Source organism: Bacteroides galacturonicus (genome assembly GCF_003096855.1).
Taxonomy (GTDB): domain Bacteria; phylum Bacillota; class Clostridia; order Lachnospirales; family Lachnospiraceae; genus Lachnospira; species Lachnospira rogosae.
This window is the reverse complement of sequence record NZ_QEOA01000009.1, coordinates 80,940-106,523: the sequence shown is the minus strand read 5'-3', so window position 1 is coordinate 106,523 and position 25,584 is coordinate 80,940. Positions and strand designations below refer to the sequence as shown.

The 25,584-nt window shown below is 38.1% G+C and carries 30 protein-coding genes; all 30 read right to left on the bottom strand.

Going from position 1 to position 25,584, the window contains the following annotated elements:
- Positions 1-6: 6 nt before the first annotated feature.
- A complete protein-coding gene (locus C7390_RS13440; RefSeq protein ID WP_055176451.1) occupies positions 7-582 on the bottom strand; it encodes a DUF3267 domain-containing protein in 576 nt (191 codons plus the stop codon).
- 663 nt (positions 583-1,245) lie between these two features.
- Positions 1,246-2,460, bottom strand: coding sequence for an ATP-binding protein (locus tag C7390_RS13430; protein WP_008116575.1), 1,215 nt, complete (start codon positions 2,458-2,460; stop codon positions 1,246-1,248).
- Positions 2,461-2,872: 412 nt separating this feature from the next.
- Positions 2,873-3,415 (bottom strand): hypothetical protein, encoded by a 543-nt coding sequence (locus C7390_RS13425; protein ID WP_116444348.1) that lies wholly within the window; start codon positions 3,413-3,415, stop codon positions 2,873-2,875.
- 47 nt (positions 3,416-3,462) lie between these two features.
- Positions 3,463-4,218 carry a DUF6033 family protein gene (locus C7390_RS13420; protein WP_171029228.1) on the bottom strand — a complete coding sequence of 252 codons (756 nt, stop codon included), beginning with the start codon at positions 4,216-4,218 and terminating at the stop codon, positions 3,463-3,465.
- Positions 4,219-4,416: 198 nt separating this feature from the next.
- Positions 4,417-4,998 (bottom strand): methyltransferase family protein, encoded by a 582-nt coding sequence (locus tag C7390_RS13415; RefSeq protein ID WP_116444347.1) that lies wholly within the window; start codon positions 4,996-4,998, stop codon positions 4,417-4,419.
- 88 nt (positions 4,999-5,086) lie between these two features.
- Entirely contained in the window at positions 5,087-5,251 is a 165-nt protein-coding gene (locus C7390_RS13825) for a hypothetical protein (protein WP_318295714.1), read from the bottom strand.
- A 29-nt stretch (positions 5,252-5,280) separates the two neighbouring features.
- Positions 5,281-6,657: a sensor histidine kinase gene (locus C7390_RS13410; protein ID WP_116444346.1), complete on the bottom strand. Its 1,377-nt coding sequence runs from the start codon at positions 6,655-6,657 to the stop codon at positions 5,281-5,283.
- The gene (locus C7390_RS13405; protein WP_116444345.1) at positions 6,645-7,307 is read right to left on the bottom strand and encodes a response regulator transcription factor; all 663 of its coding nucleotides are present in this window, start codon (positions 7,305-7,307) and stop codon (positions 6,645-6,647) included. The genes C7390_RS13410 and C7390_RS13405 overlap by 13 nt, the downstream gene beginning before the upstream one ends.
- A 14-nt stretch (positions 7,308-7,321) precedes the next feature.
- Positions 7,322-8,062 carry a lantibiotic immunity ABC transporter MutG family permease subunit gene (locus C7390_RS13400; protein WP_021737750.1) on the bottom strand — a complete coding sequence of 247 codons (741 nt, stop codon included), beginning with the start codon at positions 8,060-8,062 and terminating at the stop codon, positions 7,322-7,324.
- 1 nt (position 8,063) lies between these two features.
- Complete coding sequence (locus tag C7390_RS13395; protein ID WP_116444344.1) at positions 8,064-8,795, bottom strand: lantibiotic immunity ABC transporter MutE/EpiE family permease subunit; 732 nt, start codon at positions 8,793-8,795, stop codon at positions 8,064-8,066.
- Positions 8,788-9,501, bottom strand: a complete 714-nt coding sequence (locus tag C7390_RS13390; RefSeq protein ID WP_055176472.1) for a lantibiotic protection ABC transporter ATP-binding protein — start codon at positions 9,499-9,501, stop codon at positions 8,788-8,790. The genes C7390_RS13395 and C7390_RS13390 overlap by 8 nt, the downstream gene beginning before the upstream one ends.
- 231 nt (positions 9,502-9,732) lie before the next feature.
- Complete coding sequence (locus C7390_RS13385; RefSeq protein WP_318295720.1) at positions 9,733-10,086, bottom strand: helix-turn-helix transcriptional regulator; 354 nt, start codon at positions 10,084-10,086, stop codon at positions 9,733-9,735.
- Positions 10,087-10,220: 134 nt separating this feature from the next.
- A complete protein-coding gene (locus tag C7390_RS13380) occupies positions 10,221-10,976 on the bottom strand; it encodes an N-acetyltransferase (protein ID WP_055176478.1) in 756 nt (251 codons plus the stop codon).
- 274 nt (positions 10,977-11,250) lie between these two features.
- Positions 11,251-11,628 carry an SdpI family protein gene (locus tag C7390_RS13375; RefSeq protein WP_055176698.1) on the bottom strand — a complete coding sequence of 126 codons (378 nt, stop codon included), beginning with the start codon at positions 11,626-11,628 and terminating at the stop codon, positions 11,251-11,253.
- Between the two features lie 7 nt (positions 11,629-11,635).
- Positions 11,636-11,947: a methyltransferase family protein gene (locus C7390_RS13950; protein ID WP_456362889.1), complete on the bottom strand. Its 312-nt coding sequence runs from the start codon at positions 11,945-11,947 to the stop codon at positions 11,636-11,638.
- A gap of 131 nt (positions 11,948-12,078) precedes the next feature.
- Positions 12,079-13,425, bottom strand: coding sequence for an MATE family efflux transporter (locus C7390_RS13365; RefSeq protein ID WP_090141237.1), 1,347 nt, complete (start codon positions 13,423-13,425; stop codon positions 12,079-12,081).
- A 42-nt stretch (positions 13,426-13,467) separates the two neighbouring features.
- Positions 13,468-13,779 (bottom strand): hypothetical protein, encoded by a 312-nt coding sequence (locus tag C7390_RS13360; protein ID WP_318295713.1) that lies wholly within the window; start codon positions 13,777-13,779, stop codon positions 13,468-13,470.
- Between the two features lie 16 nt (positions 13,780-13,795).
- Positions 13,796-14,191: an ATP-binding cassette domain-containing protein gene (locus C7390_RS13820; RefSeq protein ID WP_318295712.1), complete on the bottom strand. Its 396-nt coding sequence runs from the start codon at positions 14,189-14,191 to the stop codon at positions 13,796-13,798.
- A gap of 46 nt (positions 14,192-14,237) precedes the next feature.
- Positions 14,238-15,128 carry an ABC transporter permease gene (locus C7390_RS13350; protein WP_116444341.1) on the bottom strand — a complete coding sequence of 297 codons (891 nt, stop codon included), beginning with the start codon at positions 15,126-15,128 and terminating at the stop codon, positions 14,238-14,240.
- Positions 15,128-16,039 (bottom strand): ABC transporter ATP-binding protein, encoded by a 912-nt coding sequence (locus C7390_RS13345; RefSeq protein WP_116444340.1) that lies wholly within the window; start codon positions 16,037-16,039, stop codon positions 15,128-15,130. The genes C7390_RS13350 and C7390_RS13345 overlap by 1 nt, the downstream gene beginning before the upstream one ends.
- A gap of 16 nt (positions 16,040-16,055) precedes the next feature.
- Positions 16,056-16,355, bottom strand: coding sequence for a hypothetical protein (locus tag C7390_RS13340; RefSeq protein ID WP_318295711.1), 300 nt, complete (start codon positions 16,353-16,355; stop codon positions 16,056-16,058).
- Between the two features lie 739 nt (positions 16,356-17,094).
- On the bottom strand, positions 17,095-17,892 hold the full coding sequence (locus C7390_RS13330; RefSeq protein ID WP_318255968.1) for a hypothetical protein: 798 nt from the start codon (positions 17,890-17,892) through the stop codon (positions 17,095-17,097).
- Between the two features lie 127 nt (positions 17,893-18,019).
- On the bottom strand, positions 18,020-18,595 hold the full coding sequence (locus C7390_RS13325) for a DUF3267 domain-containing protein (RefSeq protein WP_116444339.1): 576 nt from the start codon (positions 18,593-18,595) through the stop codon (positions 18,020-18,022).
- 57 nt (positions 18,596-18,652) lie between these two features.
- Entirely contained in the window at positions 18,653-19,405 is a 753-nt protein-coding gene (locus tag C7390_RS13320) for a 4Fe-4S binding protein (protein WP_070101788.1), read from the bottom strand.
- Positions 19,406-19,631: 226 nt separating this feature from the next.
- Entirely contained in the window at positions 19,632-20,156 is a 525-nt protein-coding gene (locus tag C7390_RS13315) for a flavodoxin family protein (protein ID WP_055176491.1), read from the bottom strand.
- 329 nt (positions 20,157-20,485) lie between these two features.
- Positions 20,486-22,561, bottom strand: coding sequence for a lysine--tRNA ligase (lysS, locus tag C7390_RS13310; RefSeq protein WP_116444338.1), 2,076 nt, complete (start codon positions 22,559-22,561; stop codon positions 20,486-20,488).
- 23 nt (positions 22,562-22,584) lie between these two features.
- Positions 22,585-23,061 (bottom strand): transcription elongation factor GreA, encoded by a 477-nt coding sequence (gene greA, locus C7390_RS13305; protein WP_022501307.1) that lies wholly within the window; start codon positions 23,059-23,061, stop codon positions 22,585-22,587.
- An 89-nt stretch (positions 23,062-23,150) separates the two neighbouring features.
- Complete coding sequence (dusB, locus tag C7390_RS13300; protein WP_116444337.1) at positions 23,151-24,113, bottom strand: tRNA dihydrouridine synthase DusB; 963 nt, start codon at positions 24,111-24,113, stop codon at positions 23,151-23,153.
- Positions 24,114-24,136: 23 nt separating this feature from the next.
- On the bottom strand, positions 24,137-24,475 hold the full coding sequence (locus tag C7390_RS13295) for a DUF6145 family protein (RefSeq protein ID WP_022501309.1): 339 nt from the start codon (positions 24,473-24,475) through the stop codon (positions 24,137-24,139).
- Positions 24,462-25,574 carry a biotin--[acetyl-CoA-carboxylase] ligase gene (locus C7390_RS13290; RefSeq protein ID WP_318295710.1) on the bottom strand — a complete coding sequence of 371 codons (1,113 nt, stop codon included), beginning with the start codon at positions 25,572-25,574 and terminating at the stop codon, positions 24,462-24,464. The genes C7390_RS13295 and C7390_RS13290 overlap by 14 nt, the downstream gene beginning before the upstream one ends.
- Positions 25,575-25,584: the final 10 nt, after the last annotated feature.

Genomic DNA, 25,584 nt, shown 5'->3' with positions numbered 1-25,584 from the left:
GCATTTCTACAAGTACCAATATGAGTGCATTCCACATAAATATGTTTTGGAATTTTTCGGCATTTGCTTTATTGCATTGTAAATATTTAAGTAATCCCCAAACCCCATTCCAATACAAATAATTCCAAATAAACCCAATCCAACAAATTGCGGAAATATCAAAAATAAAATATAGGGAATTACGCCAAGTATAAGATTAGGGCACAGGCACATAAAAATAAAACGCCCTTTACTCATATCCTCTGTTCCTACCACAAACATCAACATATGTGCCAAATCATTATACATATATACATCTTTTTTATAACATATTGCATGCAGCAATTCATGTGGCAACAGAGATAATCCGCCACAAATTCCACCTATCATCATCCATATTGCATTATCAGGAATATATTCTATTCCAAGTATTAAAAATGGAATTGCTAATATACCCATTATCAAAATACATCCCACATTTGCAATTAATGATAATTTCTTCGTATCCTCTGGTTCTTTAAACGGGGTTGCATTAGGATGATGTTCCTTGTATGGAAGACTACTCTCATCTCCATTATATTTGCCAGCATAGTGAAAAATCATATTCTTCTCCTCTCCATAAACTTCAAAGTTTCTGTTCCTTACAAACTTGAATTGAGATTTCATATATTCCAAGGGATTTAATAACTGTTATATTTTATTATCAAATATCTCTCAATCCCTTGAAAACACAAAGTTTATCGCAGGTGAGCTTTCCCTTATTGTTTCCCTTGCGTTATATCGTCCCACCAGTGTTTACGAACTCTGATAAGGGCAAAAACAAGGGCAAGAAAATTATATAAAACAGTATAACACAAAATAAAAGTGACATTGTGAACTGATTGAAATGCTTCTATATTTTTATTGGTTTAAAGGAGACACAACATGAATACCATTTACGCAGAATACAACATGTACCACAACAGCATTGACATTTATACAATATTTATTGTGTCAGGCACCATTGTTTTCAAACTGCATAACATCATCCGGCGGATTCAGAGCATACAAAAGTCCATACGGCGAGCTGTATTCCCATTTCACTGGGATACTGACAAGCGCCGGGTGGACATCCTGCCAACATTCCAGTATTAAGAGAACATTCCCGGTTTCTATACAGCGGTTAAATACAGACATATCATAATATTTATTGTGTCAGGCACCATTGTTTTTTCATTCTCAGCATTGGAAGAACTTCTGCATATCTTCTGGTGAAAGAAGAACATTTCAGTTCCATTCCTCTGCCAGCAGGAAGTCACGAATATTGCGGTGTTTGATTCCATCTCGGCTCATATCCAGTTCGTCCATCGTTACAACGTATTTCGGGAAATTGTCACGAACACCGGCAAACGCCCCAAACTCACGCTGGATGGTTTCCTCCGAGGCAAGTAGATAGGAAACCTGAACATACAGCTTTTTCCCATGATCTTCACATACGAAGTCAATCTCCTTGTCAGAGACTTTCCCAACAGTCACAGAATAACCACGGCGCAGCAGCTCCATGTAGACAACATTTTCAAGGACAAGGTTAATGTCCTTCATGTTGCCACCGTACACGGCTTCCCGGACACCATGATCTGCAACATAGTATTTCTCGTTGACGGTCAGGATTTTCTTTCCCTGGAGGTCTTGGCGCTTCACCTGATAAAACAGGAATGCGTCCGTGCAGGCTTTGATGTAGTTCAGTACCGTTTCTGGTGAAACGGAGCGCCCTTCACTTTTCAGATACTTGGAAATGGCTGTGGAAGAAAAGGTAGTGCCGATGTTGGAAGTTATATAAGCAATAATTCTCTCCAGCATATCCACATCACGGATATTGTTTCGCTTGATAATATCTTTCAGCTCTACGGAGTTGAACAAGTCCCGCAAATACTGACGACTGGCGGCATCGTCGTAGCGAAGGTTGCTCAAATAGGGCATTCCTCCCAGCGTCAGATATTTTGTAAAGCATTGTCTTTCGTCTGCACCTTCGTAAACGGTGTGATACAGCTCCATAAACTCTCTGAATGAAAACGGGTAAATCACGAACTCCACATACCGTCCGGCAAGATAAGTGGCAAGCTCACCGGAAAGCAGCTTGGCGTTGGAACCGGTAATGTATATATCACAATCCAGCTCCACCCGGAAAGAGTTGATACATTTTTCCCAATCAGCCACCTCTTGGATTTCGTCGAAGAACAGATAAACCTTGCCGCTGATTTCTTTTGTTCTGCGAAGGATTTCATCATGCAATGCAACAGCCGTACAAAGGTGTGCATTGCTCATGTTCTCAAAATTCAGGGAAATAAACTGTTCTGGTTGGACCCCGTTTTGGGCAAGTTCCTCTTGGATCAGGCTCAGCATGACAGATTTTCCACTACGGCGAATCCCTGTCAGAACCTTTATCAGCTCATTTCCGATAAAAGGACGGATACGGCTCATATAAATTTCTCGTTTAATCATGTAGACCAGCCTCCCTTCTGAAACTGTCTATATGGTACCACGGCTATAACTGATTTTCAATACCGCAAATCCAGTTTTATCAGATATAATTGATAAAATACGAATTTCGACACAATCAGGCAGTTATACCGAGCGAAGTTTGGCTATGCGTTTTTATTGTGTCAGGCACCATTGTTTCATATTGAAATATAGTGTCTCTGTGCATGTTCTATATACCTCTGATTATATAATATTCAATTTATATAATCTCTCAAATGCTTTTTTATCAAAGTCTGCTTCTGTAATATATAGCTTTCTATCGCTATCAATGTCATTCTAACTCAATAGTCATATCAATTATACAATTAAAAGCAAAGATGCTGCTAACTGAATAACAACATCTTTGCTTGTTTAGAATGGGGATTATAAAATTTTAATGATAGTATACTGTGACATAAATATTTTTTAATGTTGCTGCTGAAACAGTTCCCGTTGAATACCTTGTAGATTCAAATTGAACATAATAATTTCCAACAGGGCTTAAATTATAATTGCCAAAATCTGCAAAAGTAAGAGAACTATTCCAACTTTTGCTGTCTGTATATCTGTCAAATGTGCCATCTCCATTATCCTCATCTTTAGCAACAAATAATTCGATGTTTCCACTACTTCCACTACTTTTTGTGGATGTAACCACTATTTTACTGATTGTGGAGCCTGACGGAACAGATGTGCTGCTGATTGTAAAAGAACCAAGAGCGGAAGTTGCCACTGTATCATTTGTTCCAAAAAAGGAATTTAACATTCCAACAGAATGTCGTGATGATCCAGAAGTTAATGCTGTCGGAGTTATTTCAAATGTCATTGTTTTCTCCGTCTCCGAATAATTTTCCTGAGTTTCTGCCGCAAAAGCTGTGACATTCATTGTAAAAAGCATGACAACACATACAATAATAGAAAAAAAACGTTTTCTCATAATGAATCTACCTCCATACTTTATGTAATCATCCCCATCTAAATATACTAAATTGAAAAATCAAATCTTCCACCGATTTTATTATCCTCTGGTTTGATAGAATTCCATTCAATATTTTTAATTTTATCCAAAAGTTCATCTTTTGAATTTGCTTGAACAGTAGCTTTTTTTACTTCAATTTGCTTTAATTGTTCCTTTTTCTTCGCCTCTTTCTTCTCCGCAGCTTTCTTTTCCTGAATTTTTTCAAGATATTCTTTCTGACTAGCTGATGTTTTTTCTAATTGAGCAAAGAATGTTGTAGTTCCATCACTATTAAAAGAAATACCAAACTTTGTTATTTTTGTATCAGTATCTGCACTGTTTTCTATTCCGTTTGTCTTACCAAATGCTCTTTCAAATCCAAACTGAGCATTGATTTCATCCGACATACGCAAAGCACCTTCAATACTATGCATCTTTTCAGCATAATATTTGGGATCGGATGCCATCTTCTCCATTTCTTCCTTTGAGAAAATAACCGTAAACTCTTTATCACTTTGTGCTAAAATATCTTTAGCATTATCACCATTTTCAAAATCTGCAACCATAAAGTCCATATCTGTTCTTGAGCCACGCATATCTTTAAGCATTTTTTGTGCCTCTTTACTTAGATTTTTTTCGGCTATACTTTCTGTCACATTTTTCTTGACCTTATCATTTTCTGTTGTTTTCGCTGTTTCTTTTTTCTTATCTACTGTACCTGCCTTGTAGGTATTCTGATAACTTCCATAAACAGTACCCGTTGTATTCACATTCATTGACATATCCTTTGTCCTCCTTCTCTGAATCCGTTCTTTATTATTTATTGTTTCTAATATTATATATCGGCTTTATTCCGAAAACTATAATCCTCCCTGTTATTTTTATCCCATGATTATTGAAAATCTAAAATTTGAAATTCACTCTTAAATCAGATTATGCATTAAATATTATTGCTATTGACAAACCACCTAAATATGAAGTTATCTTTTTCTTCCTAAATATCGGCATACTTTTGATTTGTATTGCAGGTACTCATTTCCGAATGCTTTTATCAAAAAATCTTCCTCTACATTGACTATCTGTAAATGAAAAAATACCACTGCAAAACCTGTGGCAAAGCAAAGGAACCAATTAAAGAACGAAAACAATATTCCTATATACATTAAATCAAAACCCAAAAATGCAGGATTTCTGCTAATAGAATAGATGCCCGTTGTTACCAAATTGGTCTTTTCTTCTTTTTGCACACCTGCTCTCCAATTCTCCTTCATCTGTGTAACAGAAACAATAAAAGCAAGTACACCGAACATTGTTATTACAACTCCTGTAAATTGCAACACAATATGTGCTGTTCCCGAACAAAACACAATACTGATAATCTGTATTACAGGAAGCAAATATGTGATTATTTTAAGAGCTACTTCTATAAATTTGACAAATCCCTCTTTTCCTTTTCCTAATTGGTCTGTCTTTATGCCTTGCTTTTTCTGACTAATCAGCTTTGCAAAATAGCAGATGTAAAACACTGCCATCAGTGAAAGTGTAACAATTTTTATTATCATCGTGTACCTCCAAACAACGATTTGTAAGTTTCTTTAATGTCGCATAGACACAGTATAACATAATCCTGTGTCTATGCGATAACATTTACTACTTCTTCCGATATAAACTCATCCTCTCCACAGTAACCTCCGGATAGAAGTAAGTAAGAATCGTTGACTTAGTAACTCCTGCGGCAAGTGCCTTCTTCACTTTCTCTTTCTGTTCAGGTGTATAAGACCAGTGAAGCATTCGGTTTGTGATAGTATCTTCCATTTCTTTTACATAGCTTAATTGCAGTCTATTTAGCGTGTTTCCTGACTACTCAGGAAAAATATTTCTACCCTCGCCCCACCTGTATTTTCAGAACTTGAAAGTTTAATCCCTCCGCCATATTTTTCAGCCACAGTTTTTGCGAAAAAAAGCCCAATCCCATAATGGGCTTTGCCATTTCTACTTGTGTCATCCATAAAAAACTGCTCTGTGCCATGCAATAATGCTTCTTTTGTAAATCCTGATCCGCTATCCTCCACAATGAATGTCAGCCGGTCATCCTGCTCCTTTGCGTCAATATAAATGATTCCATTTTCTTTTGTATGCTCCACTGCATTCTGAATCACATTCATTACGGCCCGGAACATTGGATCATAAGCAATTGTTACCTTTTTATCACTTTGTTCCGCCTTCCAATCTATCTTCTGGTGATAGATTTCTACCAGTCCGAGTGCCTGTTCCTTTATATCTGCGAAAAAATCTTCTAACCTCACCGTTGTATAGGTAACATCACTGCAATTCCATGATTTTGTGACATCTATCAACTGTTTTACATAACTTTGTATCTGTGTTGTGCCGTTCAAAACATAAGTGATATTTTTCTTCTGTTCTGTGGTCAGTTCAGTCTCTGAAAGTAGTTCTGCATTTCCCCGTACAATCGTAAGAGGTGTTTTAATATCATGCGCCAAAGCAGACATCTGTTGTTTCTTTTCCTGCTCTGTTTTCCACTGCTTTTCTAAAGATTCTCGCAATGCATCTCGCATATCATCGATTGCCGATAAACAGTCATCAAACTCTTTGATACCGGAACAAGATGTCTCATATTCCAGATTTTGATCCTTTATTTGTCCGATTGCGTCTAATACAGGCTGCATCTGCTTTTTGATTCTTTTTCCAAAACGTATGGACGGAATGATGATAATCGCTACCGCTCCAATCACAGACATAATAATCATCACATTCTGTGGTCCTATAAAATGCTCCCTCAAAAAAGCTGAATGATATTGAGGTGTCAGGCGATATTGCAATACAACATATTCATTTTCCCTTACAATTACTTTATAAAAATATTTCCCGGATGCGTTTCTGTACTTTGCAACATTCCATGCTATCTGTTCGTATTGTTCTGGCAGATCTCCACCTATTTTCTCTCCATTCTCTGAAAAGATTACATAATCACAAAGTGCGGGAATCATCTCAGCAGTCACTTTATCTGCACGTAGAATCGTATCATATGCTTCATTAATCTTTTGCTCTGCATAATTTGCCGGATAAATACAGCCCACACTAATCAAAAGGTACAGCAGCAGATAAGCAACAATCACCAAACCAACTAATGATCCAAGCATGACCAGTACATATCTCATAAAAATCCTGCTGAGTGCATTGCTTCTCTTTACTCTTCCCATTTATATCCAATCCCCCAGACTGTTTTTATCGGCATATAATCATAATCCGCAAATTTTGCTCTTATATTTTTGATATGCGTGATTATAGTACTGTCATTACTCTCATTGTCAAAGCCAAAGACCGCTTCCAATATCTGTTCCTTCGAGAAAACCTGTCCTCTGTTTTTAGCCAGAAATTCACAGATTTCGTACTCTGCTTTCGTAAACGGAAGTTCTTTATCATCAACCAATAGTTTCTTTTGAGACATCTGAATGCAGACTCTCCCTAAAACCATTCGGACAGAATGTTCCCTGTGCTCTCTCCGTAGATGCGCGTTGATCCTTGCTCGAAGTTCCATCACTCCAAATGGCTTTGAAATATAATCATCTGCTCCTAAAGAAAGTCCGTTTACCAGACTGTTTTCCTCCGTTTTTGCCGTAAGAAACAAAATCGGACAATCCACAAGTGCCCTGATTCTTTTGCATAATTCGAAGCCGTCAATTCCAGGCATCATAATGTCCAGTAAAATCAGGTCATAACAATGTAATTCTTCCATATTAATTTTTAGTGGATTACTTACTTTGGTAACCAGATGTCCATCCTTATTCAAAATGCTTTCTATCATTTCCAAAATTGCCGGTTCATCATCAACTGCCAGTATTTTTGCCATAGTTTCCCTCGATTCTATTCCGATATTCTGTTTCCTTCCCAGTGGTTTACCCACCAAAAATAGTATACCATACTAATCCCTGTAAATATTAAGCAACCTGGTATGAATGACAACCATTCACCTACACTAGTTTCTCCCAATACAGATTGCAGATAAGTATATGGTACTCTACCCGTCCAGCAGACAAATACATATTTCCACACATAATCTCCAAGTCCGGTAAGCATCAATGCACTAATTAGTCCTGATATAATCCCTGCTCCAATGGATACCCCTTTTCCAAACTGAAAAGCCAGAATCAGCTGCCACAGATAAAGTGGAACACTGCTTCCCCACAGCAGCAATGCTGCAAATATACATCCTTTCATGATTTCGATATCGCTTGATGCGATTCTTCCAAATCCAATTCCGAATATGATTGCTGTCAATAGGATAGAGCACAGACACAAAACCAGTAGCATCAACAGTTTCGATAAAAATGCTGTAAGTTTATCTGGTAAAGACAACAGGTTTTGAAAATTACCTGCATTTTGTTCCTGTTCCATCACACTTGCTGTAAAAATTCCAATAAGTACCGGAAGTCCTGCTCCTATTGCCTGATAAAATGCAATCACTTTCATATTTTCATTCCATGGTGAAAAAAAGTAATATATTAAAAATATAACGCTGGTTATAATCGGAATCAGTAAGTGTGCCAGAATCACAGATGTTCCTTTCATCTTTCGCAAGTCTGCATTAAGAGATCTTCCAATCATCTTATTTCACCTCTCTTCTCTCAAACCATTTCAAAAACAGAACCGTTACAAAAACAAACCAGATGATTGAGAGACACATTCCCGGAACAATGACTCCCGTATCCAAAAGAGGATTCCCTACTTCTGCGGCGAGTCCATTTGGTAAAACATGAAGCAACGGGCACATCATTCGCATAGGGATTGCAGAAACAAGTACATACCAGATTCTGGTTTGTGATATTAGCACACCGCTGACGGTAATAAATAGGCAGACGAACAGGTTTACAATCATTCCAAATCGTTCGCTTAAAAATAAAGCTACTGGAATCTCCCATAACTCAGAAACCGTCAGAAACAATACTGCAATCAACGCTCCTTTCACTGGAACATGTGTCGTTAGAAGAAAGCCTCCAAGCGTTGCTCCTGCAAACACAATCACATTAGAAAACAAAATCATGTACCCAATATAAATAATTTTCCCCAGCAACAATTTTCTTCTGTCTGTGGGAATAGTCATTAAATGATAGTATTTTATCTTTTTCTCCTGCGCCACAGAAAGATAACAAAATAGAGCAATCATCCCCGGCAGCAAAAGTGTATACCACCAGTTCCAAACACTTTCTGCATAAGCATTTGTCATCCCAAGAGTAAATATAAATGCCATGACAAATGTAAGAAGAGGAAATCCCCAGATAAACTTTTTTCGCATGGTTCTTTTGGCTTTTTGATGTTCTGCTTTTATAATATTAACCATGGATTTCACCTGCTTTCTGGTTTTTTCTTACCACATTCATAAACAAATCTTCAAGATTATCTCCCTGCTTTAATGCTCCTTCGTATCCTAAGATTCCACCTGAAATAATCCCGACTTTATCTGCAAGTAACTGTACCTCCGAGAGAATATGACTGGAGAGAATTACAGTGATTCCCTGTTCCGGAAAAGACCGGATCAGCTCTCGTAATTCCTCGATGCCTATTGGATCTAATCCATTCGTAGGTTCATCCAATATCAAAAGTTCCGGTTCTCCAAGCAATGCCATTGCAATGCCTAGTCTTTGCTTCATCCCCAAAGAAAACTGTCCTGCTTTCTTCTTTCCGGTGTTTGTAAGTGATACAATCTGCAAGACCTCATCAATTCTGTTTTCATCTGTACCAAGCAATAATTGTCTTACCTTCAAATTCTCTCTGGCGGAAAGATTTTCATAAATAGGCGGATTCTCAATTAACGCTCCTATTTTTGATAAATCTTTCCTATCCCAAAGTTTTCCATCAAAGTAAATCTTTCCTGCAGTGGGTTTCATCATACCGGTCAGCATTTTCAATGTGGTAGATTTACCAGCGCCATTCGGTCCAAGCAGTCCATAAATCTGTCCCTTTTCGATATTAAGTGAAACATTATTTACCGCTTTCTGCTTTCTAAAATATTTACACAAATTTTGTGTCTGCAACATCATTTCCATCTTTACTATCCTTCCTTCCATATTTCATTTCTTACTGAAATATAACCTAACAGAAAAAAATAAAGATTTGATGAAGATTGCTAAATAATTCGTCTACTCTATTTTTATTCTCGTATGGAATAAACCATCAATTGAATATCATTATCAGAACTCGGCTTTCCACTGAAATCAGCAAAGCTGTTACAAATACGAAGTCCTAATTTACAGAATATCTCCGTGATTTCATCCAAACTATTGCACATAATATTCATCTTCCACCTGTTCTACGAAGATTTTATGATGTTCGTCTGTCTCCTCAGCTTCTTCCTGCTGTAACTGCAATCCATGACACTGAATTACTGTTTCTCCCATGCTGTGAACGATATTTCCACACACCGGACACACATAGAAATGTGAACGCAGCATATTGGCTGATACATTGGAATTAACTATTGTATTACCGGAAATAAGCTCTGTCACCGACACCGATAATGCATTGGCAATGGATTCTAATAGTGTGATATCCGGATATCCTTTCGCTGTTTCCCATTTGGAAATTGTCTTTGCACTGACTGACAACTTATCTGCCAGTTGCTGTTGTGTTATTTTTTTTCCTCACGCAGTCTCTTTATAACTGCACCTGTTACATACTGATTCATATTCGTTACCTCCATGACACCATTCTATTTCAGCGTATGAATATCCTCAACCTACGGAGAGTAGAGTTCGAATTTGCTCATTTATTTTTCCATCCCATCCAGAAGCTTTATAAATCTTTTATCATTCATCTGCTCATTCGTGACATATTCTCCGTTATAAAACAATGCGTAGGTTGTAACCGGTGTCGGAGCATTTTGCGCTTCTTCTTTCGTTTCCAGCCTGGTTGCCTGAAACGGAACCTCTCTTTCCCTAGCAACTTCAAAAAGTACCGGAACATATTTTGCATTAAACGGACATTGATTGGTATAGTACAATACATAGCCTGCCTGCTCAATATGTGGATGCTTCGCACACTCCTTAAATTCAGGCTTAGCCGCATCCAAAGAAAAAGGCAGATACCAAAGCTGAATACCATTATCCGCTTCATCACAGACTGTAAATCCCTTATACTTGAGGAACTTTGGGTCTGACAGAAAAGGCTTTTTCTTGGCGGCTGACAGGATACAGATTCCCTTTTTCCCCTTCGCTTTGCTGTCTTCTATACAGGCATTCAGTAAATCAGTCGAATAACCATTGCCTTTGAAAGAACCAGCCACCCACAAACAGTCAATATACATATACCCCTCTGCTATAATTGGATTCCATGCATTTTCTGCCGGAATATACTCGATAAAGCATTTTCCACGCTCTATACTCTTGAGAAATACCAATCCATCATCAAATCGCTCTTTCAGCCAGTTTTTCTTTGATATTACCTGTATATCCTTGTTGCTTGAAATCGCACAGCAGATATGCTCTTTTTCAATATTTTCTTTCGTCACTCTTATATATTCCATGGATTTCCTCCTACTTATTCTTAAAATTTAAAAATACTGCTGTTACTAATAATCTTTCCGTCATTTTGTATTCTATTTCATTCCTATTCAATGCTTATCCCCAAAATCAAATAACGTACAACCAGAATTTTCTCTATCAGCACACTAACAGAAGAAACAAAGAAATAACAAACAACATCTGACTGAACCACTGTGCGCCGATTCCTGATAATGTATAAACAATGTACTTCACAAAGCCTGGGGCTGCCTGTATCCCTGCTCCGGCAGAAGCCCCTTATTGCCTTGTTCCATCCTCATGGAAATTGTTTTTTAATGCCTTTTCTGTTTTGAAAATCGTCCCAAACAAAAATGCTAGTTGTATTACTAGGATAATAATACTTAATATTCCCATTGTATCGTCACTTGCTCCATAGAAAGGAATATGCATTAACAATGTAGGTCCTAGCATACCAATACCAACTTTCCACCAGAGTTTTCCTGCATAGTCATGTGCAAATTTCCATGTATCCATATTTTTCATTGACATCTTTGTTCTGTATCCCACAATTCCATTGATTTTCTTAGGACAATGTTTCCACATCATTCTCCCCGCAATTATCATAAGCACCGGAATAATACAATCACATATCAAAATGAACCACCAAAACCACATATCTAATCTATCTCCTTCCCAAATAACGAAAAACAGGTTTCCGATACTCTCTATATGACTCTCCATAATTCTCTGTCAGATACCGCTCTTCCTGTAGTATCTGCAAATGCAGCATGATAATAGCAAATGCAGATACTACAAACATTGACAAATTGAAATACATCAACAGCAGTCCTACATACATAAAGTCAAAACCTAAAAAAGCCGGATTCCGACTATAACAATAAATTCCGGTCGTAACAAGTGTGGTTCTGTCTTTGTCCGGGATTCCTGCCCGCCAGCTATCTTTCATACATAGTACTGAAACCAGAAATATCATGTCACCTAGCATTCCTATACAAAATCCTGTAAATCTTGCATTTGCAGGCATATATTTGTTACACACCCCCTCATTAAAGGTGACATCTAAGTTATATATTGCAACAATTGTCTTCGTTAATCACTTTTAAATTAACCATTCCATTCTCCCCACTTCTTCACAATTCTTAAATATTTCCCCAAATTAATCAGCGCCCTGACACCTTCATCCAATATAACTGCCAGAACCACTCCAAAGATTCCCAATTTACAAATAAATACTAAGACCGATGCTACACTTACAATCCAAATCGTTCCAAAAATCTGAGTAAACAACATCCACTTTGTATTTCCGCTTCCACGAATGGCATTTCCGATAATAATATTTCCGGATTTCGAGAACAGATTTATACCAATCAGCAGCAAATAGCCTCCACAACTGGCAATAACTGTTTTATCACTGGTAAACAATGATAAAATCTGTTCCGGGAACAACACTGCTCCAACAATCATTACCACAGTTACGATTGTACAGACAGCATAAGCGCATAATGTAATTCCTTTATACTGTGCAAGATCTTTTCTGCCAGTTGCTTCCGAAGTCAGTGTCATAGTACCACTTCCGATTGCACCAATAATAACAACTGCAAGTACTTCTACTCCAAATATAATCGTATAAATACCTGCCGCATATTCATTTATTGAATTGAGAATTCGAATTAAAATCAGATTTCCTATATTCCATGCAAAATCCTCTAATGCAATGTTAATTCCAAGCTTTGCAGCATTCAGGTAGCTTTGGAAATGTCCTTTTTTCACATCATTCCAGCTTGGTCTTGTAGGAAGCCTTTTACTGGTAAAAAATATAATGGATATATATATTGCTCCAACATATTCAGCAATTACAGTTGCAATTGCTGCCCCCTCAATTCCTAGAGCAGGCATTCCTAAATTACCAAAAATCAACATCCAATCTAAAAATATATTGAGTCCCGAACGAACGCACCCGTACACCACAAGCGGTTTTGTATAATTTGATGTCTGCAGGATAACTCCGAGCGATCCGCCAAGTCCTGTAAGTAAAAATAATGGTGCATACCATCTTACATATCCTAAGCACAATGGCATAACATTATCTGATACCCCCAGAATCATAAATACTGGTTTTGGAAATATCATCCAGAAAAAACACAGAAAAATCGGAATAATATTGTTATACTTCAACATTGCTCCGGCGTATTCTCCAATATCTTCCCGCTTTTTGGCACCTACACTCTGACTTATCAGTATGGAAGCTCCCATTACAAGGGAATTGCAAAATGACATGGTTGTCCATACGGGTGATGAAACATTTCCCAAAGCACTCATATACAAATCGTTGGCATGTCCCAAAAATATTCTGTCAATAATCATCTGAAGCTGCGCTATAATATTGTTCATGATGATTGGAAATGCTAATATAAGCAGCCTCTTTCCGTACTGTTTATTACTTGATTTCATAATTCTCCTACTTTCGTTTCTTTTTTTTGCACAATGCAAAAATCAAAGTTCCACAAATCTATCACAGCCTTTTGTTCTCAGCCAAATATACAATGTCAGACCAGCCACAACATTTGCCGCTATAAAAATCCCTATATAGCAAATGTATCCCAATGTATAACCAGGAAGCACCATATATCCAATAAACATAAGTGCTGTATATCCGAATCCGCCAAACATTGTAACCATCACAGAAGCACTCTGCTTTATCGGTGTAAGCTCATTGGTCCAGGTAAGCACTGGCTTTATCACGCCCATAAATAAACCAAATACTGCCATTACAAACACGAATGACAGTACCTGCAGGATCATCATTATAAACTGTCCGATTTTAATTGGGCAGACTACTGCCGTACAAATCATGCAAAGCATCACCGGTATCCCATTTAAAATAAGCTGCATGTCCAGTTTTGCACGAAGAACCTGCCATGGTGTCACAGGAAGAGACTGTGCAATCCACAGACTTTTCCCCTCCAAAGAAATCGAAGGTGCTGTCATGATATCCATTTATGTAAGACCACACAACATAATCGTAACCAGCAACAGTACAGTACCATCCTGCTTGGTCAAACTGCAAAATTCCCACAACAGACTTTAATGTGGTTGTTTTTCCGGCTCCATTATGTCCGATAAATCCATAGATTTCCCCCTGTTGTATATGTAAATTCAAATCGTCTACTGCTGTTTTATCACCATATTTCTTTGTCAGATGTTTAATTCTAAGCATACATTTTCCACCGCCTTTCATTCTTTTCTATGCTTCTTTACCTGTTTTATTTTTCCGGCAGACGGGTCATAAGTAGAAAAATTGCCCCCAGCACCACGACACTGCCTGCCATAATAAATACCATCTGTGTTGTATTAACTACATTTCCATGAAACTGCGGATTACAGTCTAATGTTTCCCTGATTGCCGTTATCAGCTCATCTGGCAGTTTCTCACTCTCCATCTCCTCAAATATACCTCGGAGCATATGATTCTTAATAAGTGAAGTTCCATAAGTTCCCGGAAGATATGACAATGCTTTCTGTAATCCAGAACCAAAATTAGAGATTGGCATATATGCTCCACATATAAAGCCATAGCCTGCGCTGACAATCGTTCCTACTGCTGACATCTGCCCCTGCGTGGTAAGCGGATAGCTTATAATGCTCGAAAGTGTACTTCCAAATAGCACCAGAAGAATCTCATCAAAAATAACCCAAAGCACATCCATAAAGCTTAAATACCAGCCCATTTTTCCTATATAGAGAAGTCCTATCACAAGTGCCAGTCCGTTTACCATTAGTGAGTTAAGCACTGTTGCAATGAAATATCCAAGATATATCTTTGAGCGGCTCACAGGAGAAACATTAAAATCTTTTCTTGCACCACTTGCTTTATCCTGCACCATCGTAAGATTCACGCAGAATGTTACTGTCACACAGCTTACTGCTAAAAGTGCCGCAACAAGCTGGGATGCAACTGTCCCGTCTATCAATTTATCTGTAATCGTAAATCCTTCCGGAAATGCTGATGTAAAAGAGTCCTTATATACTTTCGCTAAAAATGTTGCATACAATACAATTAAAATAAATGGTGTTATAAGTGCAGAAAAAAACATTCCTTTGTCCCTGAAAAATAATTTTCTGTTTCTGTTTACAAGAGAAATAACTGCCTTCATTAGTTTTCACCTCCCAATACCTTGCCTGTTACCGCAAGAAATACATCATCCATTCCGCCCTTTACTACCTCGTAATCTCTAAATATATCCTGATGTGCAACTATTAGCTTGGTTGCTTCAATGGTATTTCCTATTTTTATCTGATATCCATCCCTTATTGCCTTATAATTCATACCCAAAGACTTGATTTCATCTTCTGTTACACCATAGACAGATATTGTATCCTGTACATAGGTACTCTTTAATTCAAATGGTGTTCCTTCAGCGGCTATGCTTCCTTTATCAAGGATTACGACATATACAGCATTAGCGGCTTCCTCCATATAATGTGTTGTAAGAAAAACCGTAAGATTCTCATCTGCTCTTAGCCTTTCAATAACTTCCCATATCCGCCTTCTTGTCTGCGGATCAAGACCAGTGGTCGGTTCATCCAAAATTAATATTTCAGGCTTATGTAACAACGCTCGTGCTATATCAATCCTTCTTCTCTGTCCTCCTGACAGTTTACCGACAGGTCTGTTTATATAATCTTCAAATCCAAGAAGTTCTGTAAGCTCCCCAAGCCTCACATCAAAATCCATTCCAGTGATTCCATAGAGCGCAGCCCTGCTTTTCAAGTTTTCTCTTACAGTAAGTGGTTTATCCAGCACACTATCCTGAAATACTATTCCCAGTTTCTTACCCAGCTCATTTCCAAGCTTTTCAGCAGCTACTCCATCAATCTCCACACTTCCACTATCCTTGTGAAGCTGACCACATATAATAGAAATTGTTGTACTCTTTCCAGCACCATTAACGCCAAGGAAAGCAAACAGCTCTCCCCTTTTAACCTTGAAATTTAAGTCATTAACAGCTTTTACATCACCGAAGTTCTTGGTTAGATGACTTATTTTTATGATATCTGATCCCATTTCATTCTCCTTTTTCTCAATCTGCTCTACCATTTTTAACGGCAGAAGCAACAATATAGATAAAGATTTTATGTATCTGTTTTAGTTTTATCGTATATTTATCTATTTGTCTATATAAACAATACCAAGATGCATAATATATGAACCAAGATGCAACCATAAGAGCATACACAATCTCTGCGTTGACTCTCTCCGGCTCTGCTTCTGCCCTGACAGGTACATTCTGCTCCTCACTCTTCATATTCTCCATACGCTTTTCCTTATCTATCTGCACATTCATTGCAAGATTATCCAGCTTATCAATCGAAGCGTCCAAATGTAGCTCCTAAAGCATAAAATTTTTCATTCATAAACTGCCTCAGTTGACCTATCCGGTTAATGCGAGTATATACCCATTGACCGATTAACGGAAAACCTCATTTGATCATCACGTCAATGACTAGCTGTTCATAATAACGTCTCTATTATCTCGATATAATATATATCTGTTAGATATAATTTGTAGATTTCATCCTCTTATTTAGCCGGAATGGTAATAGAAAGAGATCTTACAAACTTCTCAACCTGCCTTAGCTTGCTTATAAAGCAAAATGCCTTTGATAAGCAATAACAGGAATGTTACGGTTATCGCATACGGCTCTCTCGCCATAGCCAAAAACAAGACAGCAATTATACTGAGCCCTATAGACAAAGAGGTAATTATCTTTTTACCTTGTTCAAATTTGAAATAGACCATCAGTATTTTTACAATTCCAATAATCGTTAAACTGGCAAACAATGCCCAATAAATCTTAATTATAAAGATATTATTATCTACATACCCAAAGAGGTTTACTGAATAGATATATCCATTGACCGGCTTCGGATACAGCGGAAGAAATATCAGCATCAGCGAAAACAAGTCAACAAACCCCAATAACAAATCGCATACACTATCACCGCTATAACCGGAACCGCAATCATGGCAACTACAAGAACAAGTAACAACAGCACCAATCCGATAATCGGTGCAGCTGCCTTTACCCAGGTAATCGCTTTTCGCACAATCAGATCCTTTACCAGCTTCGCCACACTGTCTGATTCTCCTGTGCTTTCATCTTATCCAGGAAGAATTTTATCTTCCTGCTCCGGTTGGTCATCTTTTCATCCTTGACCTCTATGGACACACCTGCCGTATATCCGGCTGCCATGCCGATTGCCGTGCCTGCTCCCGGTGCAACCGCTGTCCCTGCCGCTGTAGCAGCTGCCTTTGTCGCAGTTTTCGTTGCAACCTTGGCAGTTGTTTTGGCGGTTTCTTTTGCTGTCTCTTTAGCTACAGTCTTGGCAGTGTCTTTGGCAGCTTTCTTTGCTGTCTTTTTTGCCAGCTTCTTTCCTGCCTCTACCTTCTTGATACGCTTCTTTGCCTCGGCTGCCGCCTTTTTCCTGAAAAGTGCTGCACCCTTAGAAGCAATTCCGGTAACAGGGCGGCTTGCTTCATATGCAAGATATGCTGCCTGCGATACCTCCTGTCCTCCTTCCACCTGCTCTGTTACAGCTCCAGCTGCAAGTGCACCTGTTCTTCCTGCTATGTGAAGATTGGTGTTCTTGGTCTTGATAGACGTGTTGGATTCTTTAAGGTTTCGCTTGAAGCTTGATAGTCCCTTATTCTTCGACTCTGACTGATGAATGGTACTCTTGCGATAAGACTTCTTTTTATCATCAGATACCTTTGCACCGATAGTCTTAGGACCTCTTTCTACTGTATAGATGTTGCTGCCTTTAATCTTGGCACCCTTTAGTTCGTGGGCATGAATCTTGGCTTTCTCCTTGGTGTGAATGATCATCGGCTTGTCATCAACCTTTCTAATTTTCAATTTTCTCACCTCCTACTTTGAAAAATAAAATAAGCCGCTAGGGAGCAAAAATTACTCCTTAACGGCTATGTAAAATCATTCAATATTCAATTATTAAAAGCAACATAAAACTGGAATTTTGACATTTCTACAAGTACCAATATGAGTGCATTCCACATAAATATGTTTTGGAATTTTTCGGCATTTGCTTTATTGCATTGTAAATATTTAAGTAATCCCCAAACCCCATTCCAATACAAATAATTCCAAATAAACCCAATCCAACAAATTGCGGAAATATCAAAAATAAAATATAGGGAATTATGCCAAGTATAAGATTAGGGCACAAGCACATAAAAATAAAACGCCCTTTACTCATATCCTCTGTTCCTACCACAAACATCAACCCATGTGCCAAATCATTATACATATATACATCTTTTTTATAACATATTGCATGCAGCAATTCATGTGGCAACAGAGATAATCCGCCACAAATTCCACCTATCATCATCCATATTGCATTATCAGGAATATATTCTATTCCCAGTATTAAAAATGGAATTGCTAATATACCCATTATCAAAATACATCCCACATTTGCAATTAATGATAATTTCTTCGTATCCTCTGGTTCTTTAAACGGGGTTGCATTAGGATGATGTTCCTTGTATGGAAGACTACTCTCATCTCCATTATATTTGCCAGCATAGTGAAAAATCATATTCTTCTCCTCTCCATAAACTTCAAAGTTTCTATTCCTTACAAACTAGAAGTTTCCTTATAAGAACACTTCATTTTTGTTTCTGACACCCTTTAAGGCACCAAGCATCTGTTCCGTTTTCTGCTGTAATGGAAGCGGACTAATTCTCGCCTGTTCCGTACAGATATGGGTGCATGCCATGCAAAGAATACATTTCTCTATATCCGTAATCACTGCTCCATCTGCAACTGAAATAGCGTTTGTCGGACAGACAGTTACGCATTTTCCACACTTCGTACAGGATGGTAGGGAAATTGGTGCAACCGGCATATTCATCTCTGGTTTGTATGGGCGATTTCCTGGAACCTGAACATTCTCTACAGCAGTGCTATTCTTGACAGTTTCTGCAAATTTATGGATTTCTTTCTCATCTTCTCCATCTGGTCTCCCCGCTCCTATTTCAGGTGCCATGGAATGTTGCGCTACAAATGCACCTGAAGCAATTACCGTAAAGCCACATTTCGTCAGAATGTCATTCATTTCCAACAGGGCATCTTCATATGCCCGATTTCCATAAACCGCTATTGTTACTGCCTTTTTTCCGGTTCCTGAGAATTTTTCGATTTTTTCTCGTACAACTGAAGGAATACGGCCTCCAAAAACAGGAGATGCAACAACAGTCATTTCACCTTCCGGCTTCTCCATCATAGGTTCCTTACTTCCCAGATCATGCCAGATTACTTCTTTTTCCATCGCATCCGCAAAAATACTACTCACTTTTTTCGTTCCTCCCGTGGGACTGAAATAGTATACCTCCATTTTATCTAACATTTTTAATCATCCTTTATTCTCTATAATTCCCATAAGTTTTTAGTTATAGGCATGCGTATAATAAACACATTCCTAAAATGTATCTTTTTATCAATATAATCGGCGATATCTTTCAGGGAATACTTTGCCATCGACTGTTCCATCGCCATCTGCACTTCCGCTAGTGGCTTTTACATTGCCTCTCTGATATTCCCTCTTACAAAACAATTAGAATTTGGAACGTGCTTTATAATTTTTTTCCGATTCCCTCAAGTTCGTTCATGGAATCCTTGTTTTTTTCAAGTTCATCTCTGGCTGTTGCGTAATATGATTTTTTGAAAAGCATATCCCATGAAAGATATTTTGCCATACAGTCAAACTGCTTATCAATCAACTCATACTGGATACTGTCTACGGGAGAACCGCCTACAACAATCGTGCCAACTTTTTTATTTTTTAACTGCAATCCACGGCAGTAGCACTTATCAATGATAAGTTTCAATTGTGCTGACATTCCCCACCAATAAACTGGTGTAGCAAAAAGAATCATATCTGCGGCAGCAATTTTATCAATTGTAGGATTTGTATCATCCTTATCGATGCATCCCTTAGAGCATTGACAGACGCCACATCCCTTGCATGGTGCAATGTTGAGTTTGTCAGGTTCAATGATTTCAATTTCATTCTTTTCTGATGCTCCTTTTATAAATGCATTGATTGCTGTCAGCGTGTTTCCTTTTCTGGCACTTCCATTAATGATTACAATTTTCATGCGTGTATCCTCCAACCTCCGATTTGTATTTCTGTTTGTTTTAAAAATGGGCAATCCCGATTGGAATTGCCCACTCATTTATCACTCCAAAATCCAACGGCTTTGCCGTTGCCGTGCTTCGCACTCCTTGATTTTGTCGTTGTCACATCAGGTGAAAACAAATACTCGCTTTGCTCGTGCTTGTTTTCCTGCTGATGTTCCAAATTATGCGATTTTTTCTTGCTTGCACTTAATTTTGCATCAATTGATGTAAGTTTGATGTAAATCGCTGTTTTTTTAGTTTTTTATCAAATGAAGTACGTCCCGTCTATTCGGTAAAACGGTACTTCTTAATAGAGCTTTGCACCTGCCGGGATGTGGTTATCAACCATAAGAAGATGAAGCTCTTCATCCTCAGAATCCTTGAGGTTGTTTACTGCTGAAAGTAACATACCACAAGATTCTATTCCCATCATCTTTCTTGGTGGAAGGTTTGTGATAGCTATAAGTGTCTTTCCAACAAGTTCTTCTGGCTCATAGTAAGCATGGATTCCGCTAAGTATTGTACGGTCTGTGCCTGTTCCATCATCTAAAGTAAACTGAAGTAACTTCTTTGACTTAGGAACTGCAACACACTCTTTTACCTTAACAGCTCTGAAATCTGACTTACTGAATGTGTCGAAGTCTACTTCTTCCTCAAATAATGGTTCTACCTTAACATTAGAAAAATCAATCTTATCATTAGCTGTAAAGAAACCATTATTATCACCTTCTGATGCCGCTGCTTCTGTAGAAGTACTCTTTTCAGACTTTGCAGCATTCTTGTCTGAACCTAATGACTTCATTGTCGGGAACAAAAGTACATCCCTGATAGCTGGTGAATCTGTAAGAAGCATAACAAGTCTGTCGATACCATATCCGATACCACCTGTTGGAGGCATACCTACTGAAAGTGCATTAAGGAAGTCTTCATCTGTGTGCTGTGCTTCCTCATCACCATTCTCTGCATTCTTATCCTGCTGTGCAAAACGCTCTCTCTGGTCGATTGGGTCGTTAAGCTCTGAATAAGCATTACACATTTCCCATGTGTTGATGAAAAGCTCAAAACGTTCAACCTTTTCTGGATCAGATGGCTTCTTCTTAGTAAGTGGAGAGATTGCAAGCGGATGATCCATAATAAATGTAGGCTGGATTAACTTCTCTTCGCAGTACTCTTCAAAGAATAAGTTAATGATATCGCCCTTTGTATGACGTTCCTCGAACTCAATTCCTCTTTCCTTAGCAAGAGCCTTAGCTTCTTCATCTGTCTTTATTGTATCAAAATCAACGCCTGCATATTCCTTGATAGCATCATTCATAGTAAGTCTTCTGAATGGCTTTCCGAGGTCTATCTTAGTACCGTTGTAAGTAATTTCAGTTGTTCCGCATACAGTCTTTGCAAGGTGTCTGAACATGCTCTCTGTAAGCTCCATCATACCTTCATAATCTGTGTATGCCTGATACAGCTCCATAAGTGTGAACTCAGGATTATGTCTTGTGTCAACACCTTCATTTCTGTATACACGTCCGATTTCATATACTCTTTCAAGACCACCAACGATAAGTCTCTTAAGGTAAAGCTCTAAAGATATACGAAGCTTAACGTCCTCATCAAGTGCGTTGTAGTGAGTTTCAAAAGGTCTTGCTGCTGCACCACCTGCATTAGAAACAAGTGTTGGAGTTTCAACCTCCATAAAGTCCCTGCCGTCAAGGAATCTTCTGATTTCCTTTATGATCTGTGATCTCTTTACAAATGTATCCTTAACCTCAGGATTCATTATTAAATCAACATATCTCTGACGGTATCTCATATCAGTATCTGTAATTCCATGGAACTTCTCTGGAAGTACCTGTAAGCTCTTAGAAAGAAGTGTTATTTCTTCTGCATGAACTGATATTTCACCTGTCTTAGTTCTGAATATAAAGCCCTTTATACCATATATATCACCTATATCAGACTTCTTAAAATCTGCATAAGCATCATCACCGATAGCATCTCTTGATATATATGCCTGCATTCTACCCTTAAGATCTGCAATATTACAGAAAGATGCCTTTCCCATTACTCTCTTGAACATCATTCTTCCTGCAAAGCTTACCTCAATAGGAGAAGCATCCATGATAGCTCTTCTCTCATTGTAATCGGCATTAACTGCCTCTCTTGCCTGCTGCTCATCCATACCATCAGTATTAACTGCTGGTCTGTCGCCAAGAAGTTCCTTTTCGTGTGCTTCATAGATGGCTCTTATTTCATCTGTATGATGTGTAACATCATACTTTGTTATCTGAAATGGATCTTTACCTGCTTCCTGTAATGCAGCGAGCTTGTCCATTCTTACTTTAATCTGCTCATTAACATCTGGCTGTGAATTATTCTTATCTGCCACTTTCTTATCTCCTTTATATATAATTAGTCATTCTGTACTGAGATAATCTTATATTCAATAACTCCTGCTGGTGCTTCAACCTTAACTGTATCTCCAACCTTCTTGCCAAGCATAGCTGCTCCAAGTGGTGATTCATTTGATATCTTGTTATTAAGACTATCTGCTTCTGAAGAACCTACGATTACATATTCAATATCTTCATCATATTCTACATCGTGAAGCTTAACAACGCTTTCCATCTTGATAGCGTCCTTATCTGTATTGTTATCCTGAACAACTTCTGCGTTCTTAAGAATTTCTTCAAGTTCTGCAATCTGTGTTTCAATATCTCTCTGCTCATCTTTAGCTGCATCGTACTCAGCATTTTCTGATAAATCGCCCTGTTCTCTTGCTTCCTTTAACTTCTGGGCAACTTCCTTTCTTCTATCAACCTTTAAGTGCTCAAGTAAAGCTACTCTTTCTTCATATCCTTTTTTTGTAAGTAACTGTTTCTCTGCCATAGCTCGTCACCTTTCCATAAATAATATTTATATAGTATTATTACTATTGCTTAATAAAATGTTCAAGATATTATATCTCAACTAATACTTTATGTCAATCCACGCATCTGCTGTACAAATTCATTGAACTCGTCCTGCTTTGTTATATGATTAACTTCATTTCTTAATGCCGCCGCGTGCTTTATTCCTGCTGTATACCACGCAAAATGTTTACGCATCTCGCGCACTGCTGTAAATTCGCCCTTTACATCGCATAACATCTGGCAGTGCCTGATAATCATATCAGCTATCTCATCTATTGACGGAGGTGCTGTAATATTTCCTGTTTCAAGATAGTCCTTGACCTGTCTGAATATCCACGGATTACCCTGTGCCCCGCGTCCTATCATAACGGCATCACAACCTGTCTCCTTAAACATTCTTACTGCATCTTCACCACTTCTTATATCGCCATTGCCTATTACCGGAATATGAACCTTTTCTTTAACACGCCTTATTACATCCCAGTCAGCCTTTCCAGAATAATACTGGCTTCTTGTCCTTCCGTGAACCGCAACCGCGGCCCCACCTGATTCCTGTATAATATATGCTATTTCTTCAGCGTTAATGCAGGTTTCGTCAAATCCTGTCCTTATCTTTACGGTGACAGGCTTATCAACTGCATTTGCCATAGCCTCCACTATATTTCCTACAAGCAGGGGATTTTTAAGCAGTGCCGACCCCTCTCCGTTATTAACCACCTTAGGAACTGGACATCCCATATTGACATCTATTATATCAAAATCTCTTTCCGCAAGCCTTTTGGCGATGTCTGCCATTATCTGTGGTTCTGAACCAAATAACTGTACAGCTATTGGACTTTCTTTCTTATCTGTCTTTAATAATTCTTCTGTATTTTTATTATTATACAATACCGCCTTAGCACTCACCATCTCTGTATACAAAAGTCCACAGCCCTGTTCCTTGCATAAAAGACGAAATGGCAGGTCTGTTACTCCTGCCATCGGTCCTAATGCGACATTTGTTTTAATATCAACATTACCTATTCTCATCTTAACTCCGTTGTTATAATATTTTACTCATCCAAACCTAAGAAGAATACTTTATAGAACATCTCTAACGATTCCAGCAGGTCTCTTTTTTCATACTGATTCTTCTTAACAAGAAGTCCGCACGCTATATCATCATACAGCAGATCTTCTTCATCTGCTGTGGATTTGAATAACAGGTTGCCCTCCTCGTCAAATTCCATATCAAGTATTCCGCCGACTTCCTCTGTAAAAAGAACACACATTATCTTTAATTCGTTCTTTATATCTTCTGGAAGCCTGTCAAAATCCGGGTTAAAATAATATTTCTTCTCATAAGAATTAGATGCACAAAGCACCACATTTTCATCACTATACATATCCATATAATCCTCTCACTGAAACTTCGCCAGCTCTTATTGCAATCTCTTTTCCTGCTTCATCTTTTACAATAAGCTCGCCTTCTTTATTAATTCCAATCGCTGTTGCTATAAGCTCCTCTTTCTCATATATAGCACGGACTGTCCTGTCTTTATTAATAAGAAGTTCATTATACTTATCAACTAGCAGTGACAAATCATTAGTCTTAAGGAATTCGTGATAATATTTATCAAAGCTTCTTGAAAATGCAGCAATTATATTACTTCTCTTAATCTTTCTATGTGTTTCAAGATATAAAGATGTAGCCATATCCCTTATTGCCTCATCAAATTCTGTTGTATTGACATTAATTCCTATGCCTATTACAACATAATGTATAAGATCCATCTCTGCACTCATCTCAGTAAGTATGCCTGTTATCTTCTTACCATTCACAACGATATCATTAGGCCATTTGATATAACAATCTATATCCTTGACTTCTTCCCTTATAGCCTCTACCATTGCTATCGCAAGAACAAGTGTAAGCATTGAAGCACTCTCCGGGCTCATATCCGGACGAAGCAGAAGGCTCATCCATATTCCTGTTCCCGCAGGTGACTCCCAGCTTCTTCCTCTTCGTCCCCTGCCGCCTGTCTGACATTCCGCAACAAATAATGTTCCGTCAGGAGCATTGCTTTCTGCCGCAAGCTTTGCCTGGTTATTAGTTGAATCTGTCTTCTCAAAATATCTGATATGCTGGAATATTCCCTCAAGCTTATTATCATCAGAGCTATTATCTTTAAGCTTGTTATAAGACTCTTTGTCTGTGCTTACATTTCTATCCTTATTGCCAGCTTCCCTGTCCTGTTCTTTATCAGCCCTGGATTTTATTGCACTGTCTTTTATAAGAAGGCTTCTTATCTCTGTATCTGTTATTATATCAGGATATTCTGTAATTCTGTAGCCTTTGTTCTGCACAGAATCTATAACATAGCCTTCCTCTTTTAACTGGTTAATAGCTTTCCATACAGCAGTCCTTGATACGCCAAATGCCTCACACAACTGCTGTCCTGATATGTATCCATCTGCGTTTCTTAACAAATGTAATATCTCTGATTTCATATTCGTACCG

Excerpts from the sequence above, each read along its gene's own strand:
- C7390_RS13440 (WP_055176451.1), bottom strand. The coding sequence starts at position 582 with ATGATTTTTCACTATGCTGGCAAATATAATGGAGATGAGAGTAGTCTT.
- C7390_RS13430 (WP_008116575.1), bottom strand. The coding sequence starts at position 2,460 with ATGATTAAACGAGAAATTTATATGAGCCGTATCCGTCCTTTTATCGGA.
- C7390_RS13425 (WP_116444348.1), bottom strand. The coding sequence starts at position 3,415 with ATGAGAAAACGTTTTTTTTCTATTATTGTATGTGTTGTCATGCTTTTT.
- C7390_RS13420 (WP_171029228.1), bottom strand. The coding sequence starts at position 4,218 with ATGTCAATGAATGTGAATACAACGGGTACTGTTTATGGAAGTTATCAG.
- C7390_RS13415 (WP_116444347.1), bottom strand. The coding sequence starts at position 4,998 with ATGATAATAAAAATTGTTACACTTTCACTGATGGCAGTGTTTTACATC.
- C7390_RS13825 (WP_318295714.1), bottom strand. The coding sequence starts at position 5,251 with ATGGAAGATACTATCACAAACCGAATGCTTCACTGGTCTTATACACCT.
- C7390_RS13410 (WP_116444346.1), bottom strand. The coding sequence starts at position 6,657 with ATGGGAAGAGTAAAGAGAAGCAATGCACTCAGCAGGATTTTTATGAGA.
- C7390_RS13405 (WP_116444345.1), bottom strand. The coding sequence starts at position 7,307 with ATGGCAAAAATACTGGCAGTTGATGATGAACCGGCAATTTTGGAAATG.
- C7390_RS13400 (WP_021737750.1), bottom strand. The coding sequence starts at position 8,062 with ATGATTGGAAGATCTCTTAATGCAGACTTGCGAAAGATGAAAGGAACA.
- C7390_RS13395 (WP_116444344.1), bottom strand. The coding sequence starts at position 8,795 with ATGGTTAATATTATAAAAGCAGAACATCAAAAAGCCAAAAGAACCATG.
- C7390_RS13390 (WP_055176472.1), bottom strand. The coding sequence starts at position 9,501 with ATGGAAATGATGTTGCAGACACAAAATTTGTGTAAATATTTTAGAAAG.
- C7390_RS13380 (WP_055176478.1), bottom strand. The coding sequence starts at position 10,976 with ATGGAATATATAAGAGTGACGAAAGAAAATATTGAAAAAGAGCATATC.
- C7390_RS13375 (WP_055176698.1), bottom strand. The coding sequence starts at position 11,628 with ATGTGGTTTTGGTGGTTCATTTTGATATGTGATTGTATTATTCCGGTG.
- C7390_RS13950 (WP_456362889.1), bottom strand. The coding sequence starts at position 11,947 with ATGATATTTCTGGTTTCAGTACTATGTATGAAAGATAGCTGGCGGGCA.
- C7390_RS13365 (WP_090141237.1), bottom strand. The coding sequence starts at position 13,425 with ATGAAATCAAGTAATAAACAGTACGGAAAGAGGCTGCTTATATTAGCA.
- C7390_RS13360 (WP_318295713.1), bottom strand. The coding sequence starts at position 13,779 with ATGATGATCCTGCAGGTACTGTCATTCGTGTTTGTAATGGCAGTATTT.
- C7390_RS13820 (WP_318295712.1), bottom strand. The coding sequence starts at position 14,191 with ATGCTTAGAATTAAACATCTGACAAAGAAATATGGTGATAAAACAGCA.
- C7390_RS13350 (WP_116444341.1), bottom strand. The coding sequence starts at position 15,128 with ATGAAGGCAGTTATTTCTCTTGTAAACAGAAACAGAAAATTATTTTTC.
- C7390_RS13345 (WP_116444340.1), bottom strand. The coding sequence starts at position 16,039 with ATGGGATCAGATATCATAAAAATAAGTCATCTAACCAAGAACTTCGGT.
- C7390_RS13325 (WP_116444339.1), bottom strand. The coding sequence starts at position 18,595 with ATGATTTTTCACTATGCTGGCAAATATAATGGAGATGAGAGTAGTCTT.
- C7390_RS13320 (WP_070101788.1), bottom strand. The coding sequence starts at position 19,405 with ATGTTAGATAAAATGGAGGTATACTATTTCAGTCCCACGGGAGGAACG.
- C7390_RS13315 (WP_055176491.1), bottom strand. The coding sequence starts at position 20,156 with ATGAAAATTGTAATCATTAATGGAAGTGCCAGAAAAGGAAACACGCTG.
- greA (WP_022501307.1), bottom strand. The coding sequence starts at position 23,061 with ATGGCAGAGAAACAGTTACTTACAAAAAAAGGATATGAAGAAAGAGTA.
- dusB (WP_116444337.1), bottom strand. The coding sequence starts at position 24,113 with ATGAGAATAGGTAATGTTGATATTAAAACAAATGTCGCATTAGGACCG.
- C7390_RS13295 (WP_022501309.1), bottom strand. The coding sequence starts at position 24,475 with ATGGATATGTATAGTGATGAAAATGTGGTGCTTTGTGCATCTAATTCT.
- C7390_RS13290 (WP_318295710.1), bottom strand. The coding sequence starts at position 25,574 with ATGAAATCAGAGATATTACATTTGTTAAGAAACGCAGATGGATACATA.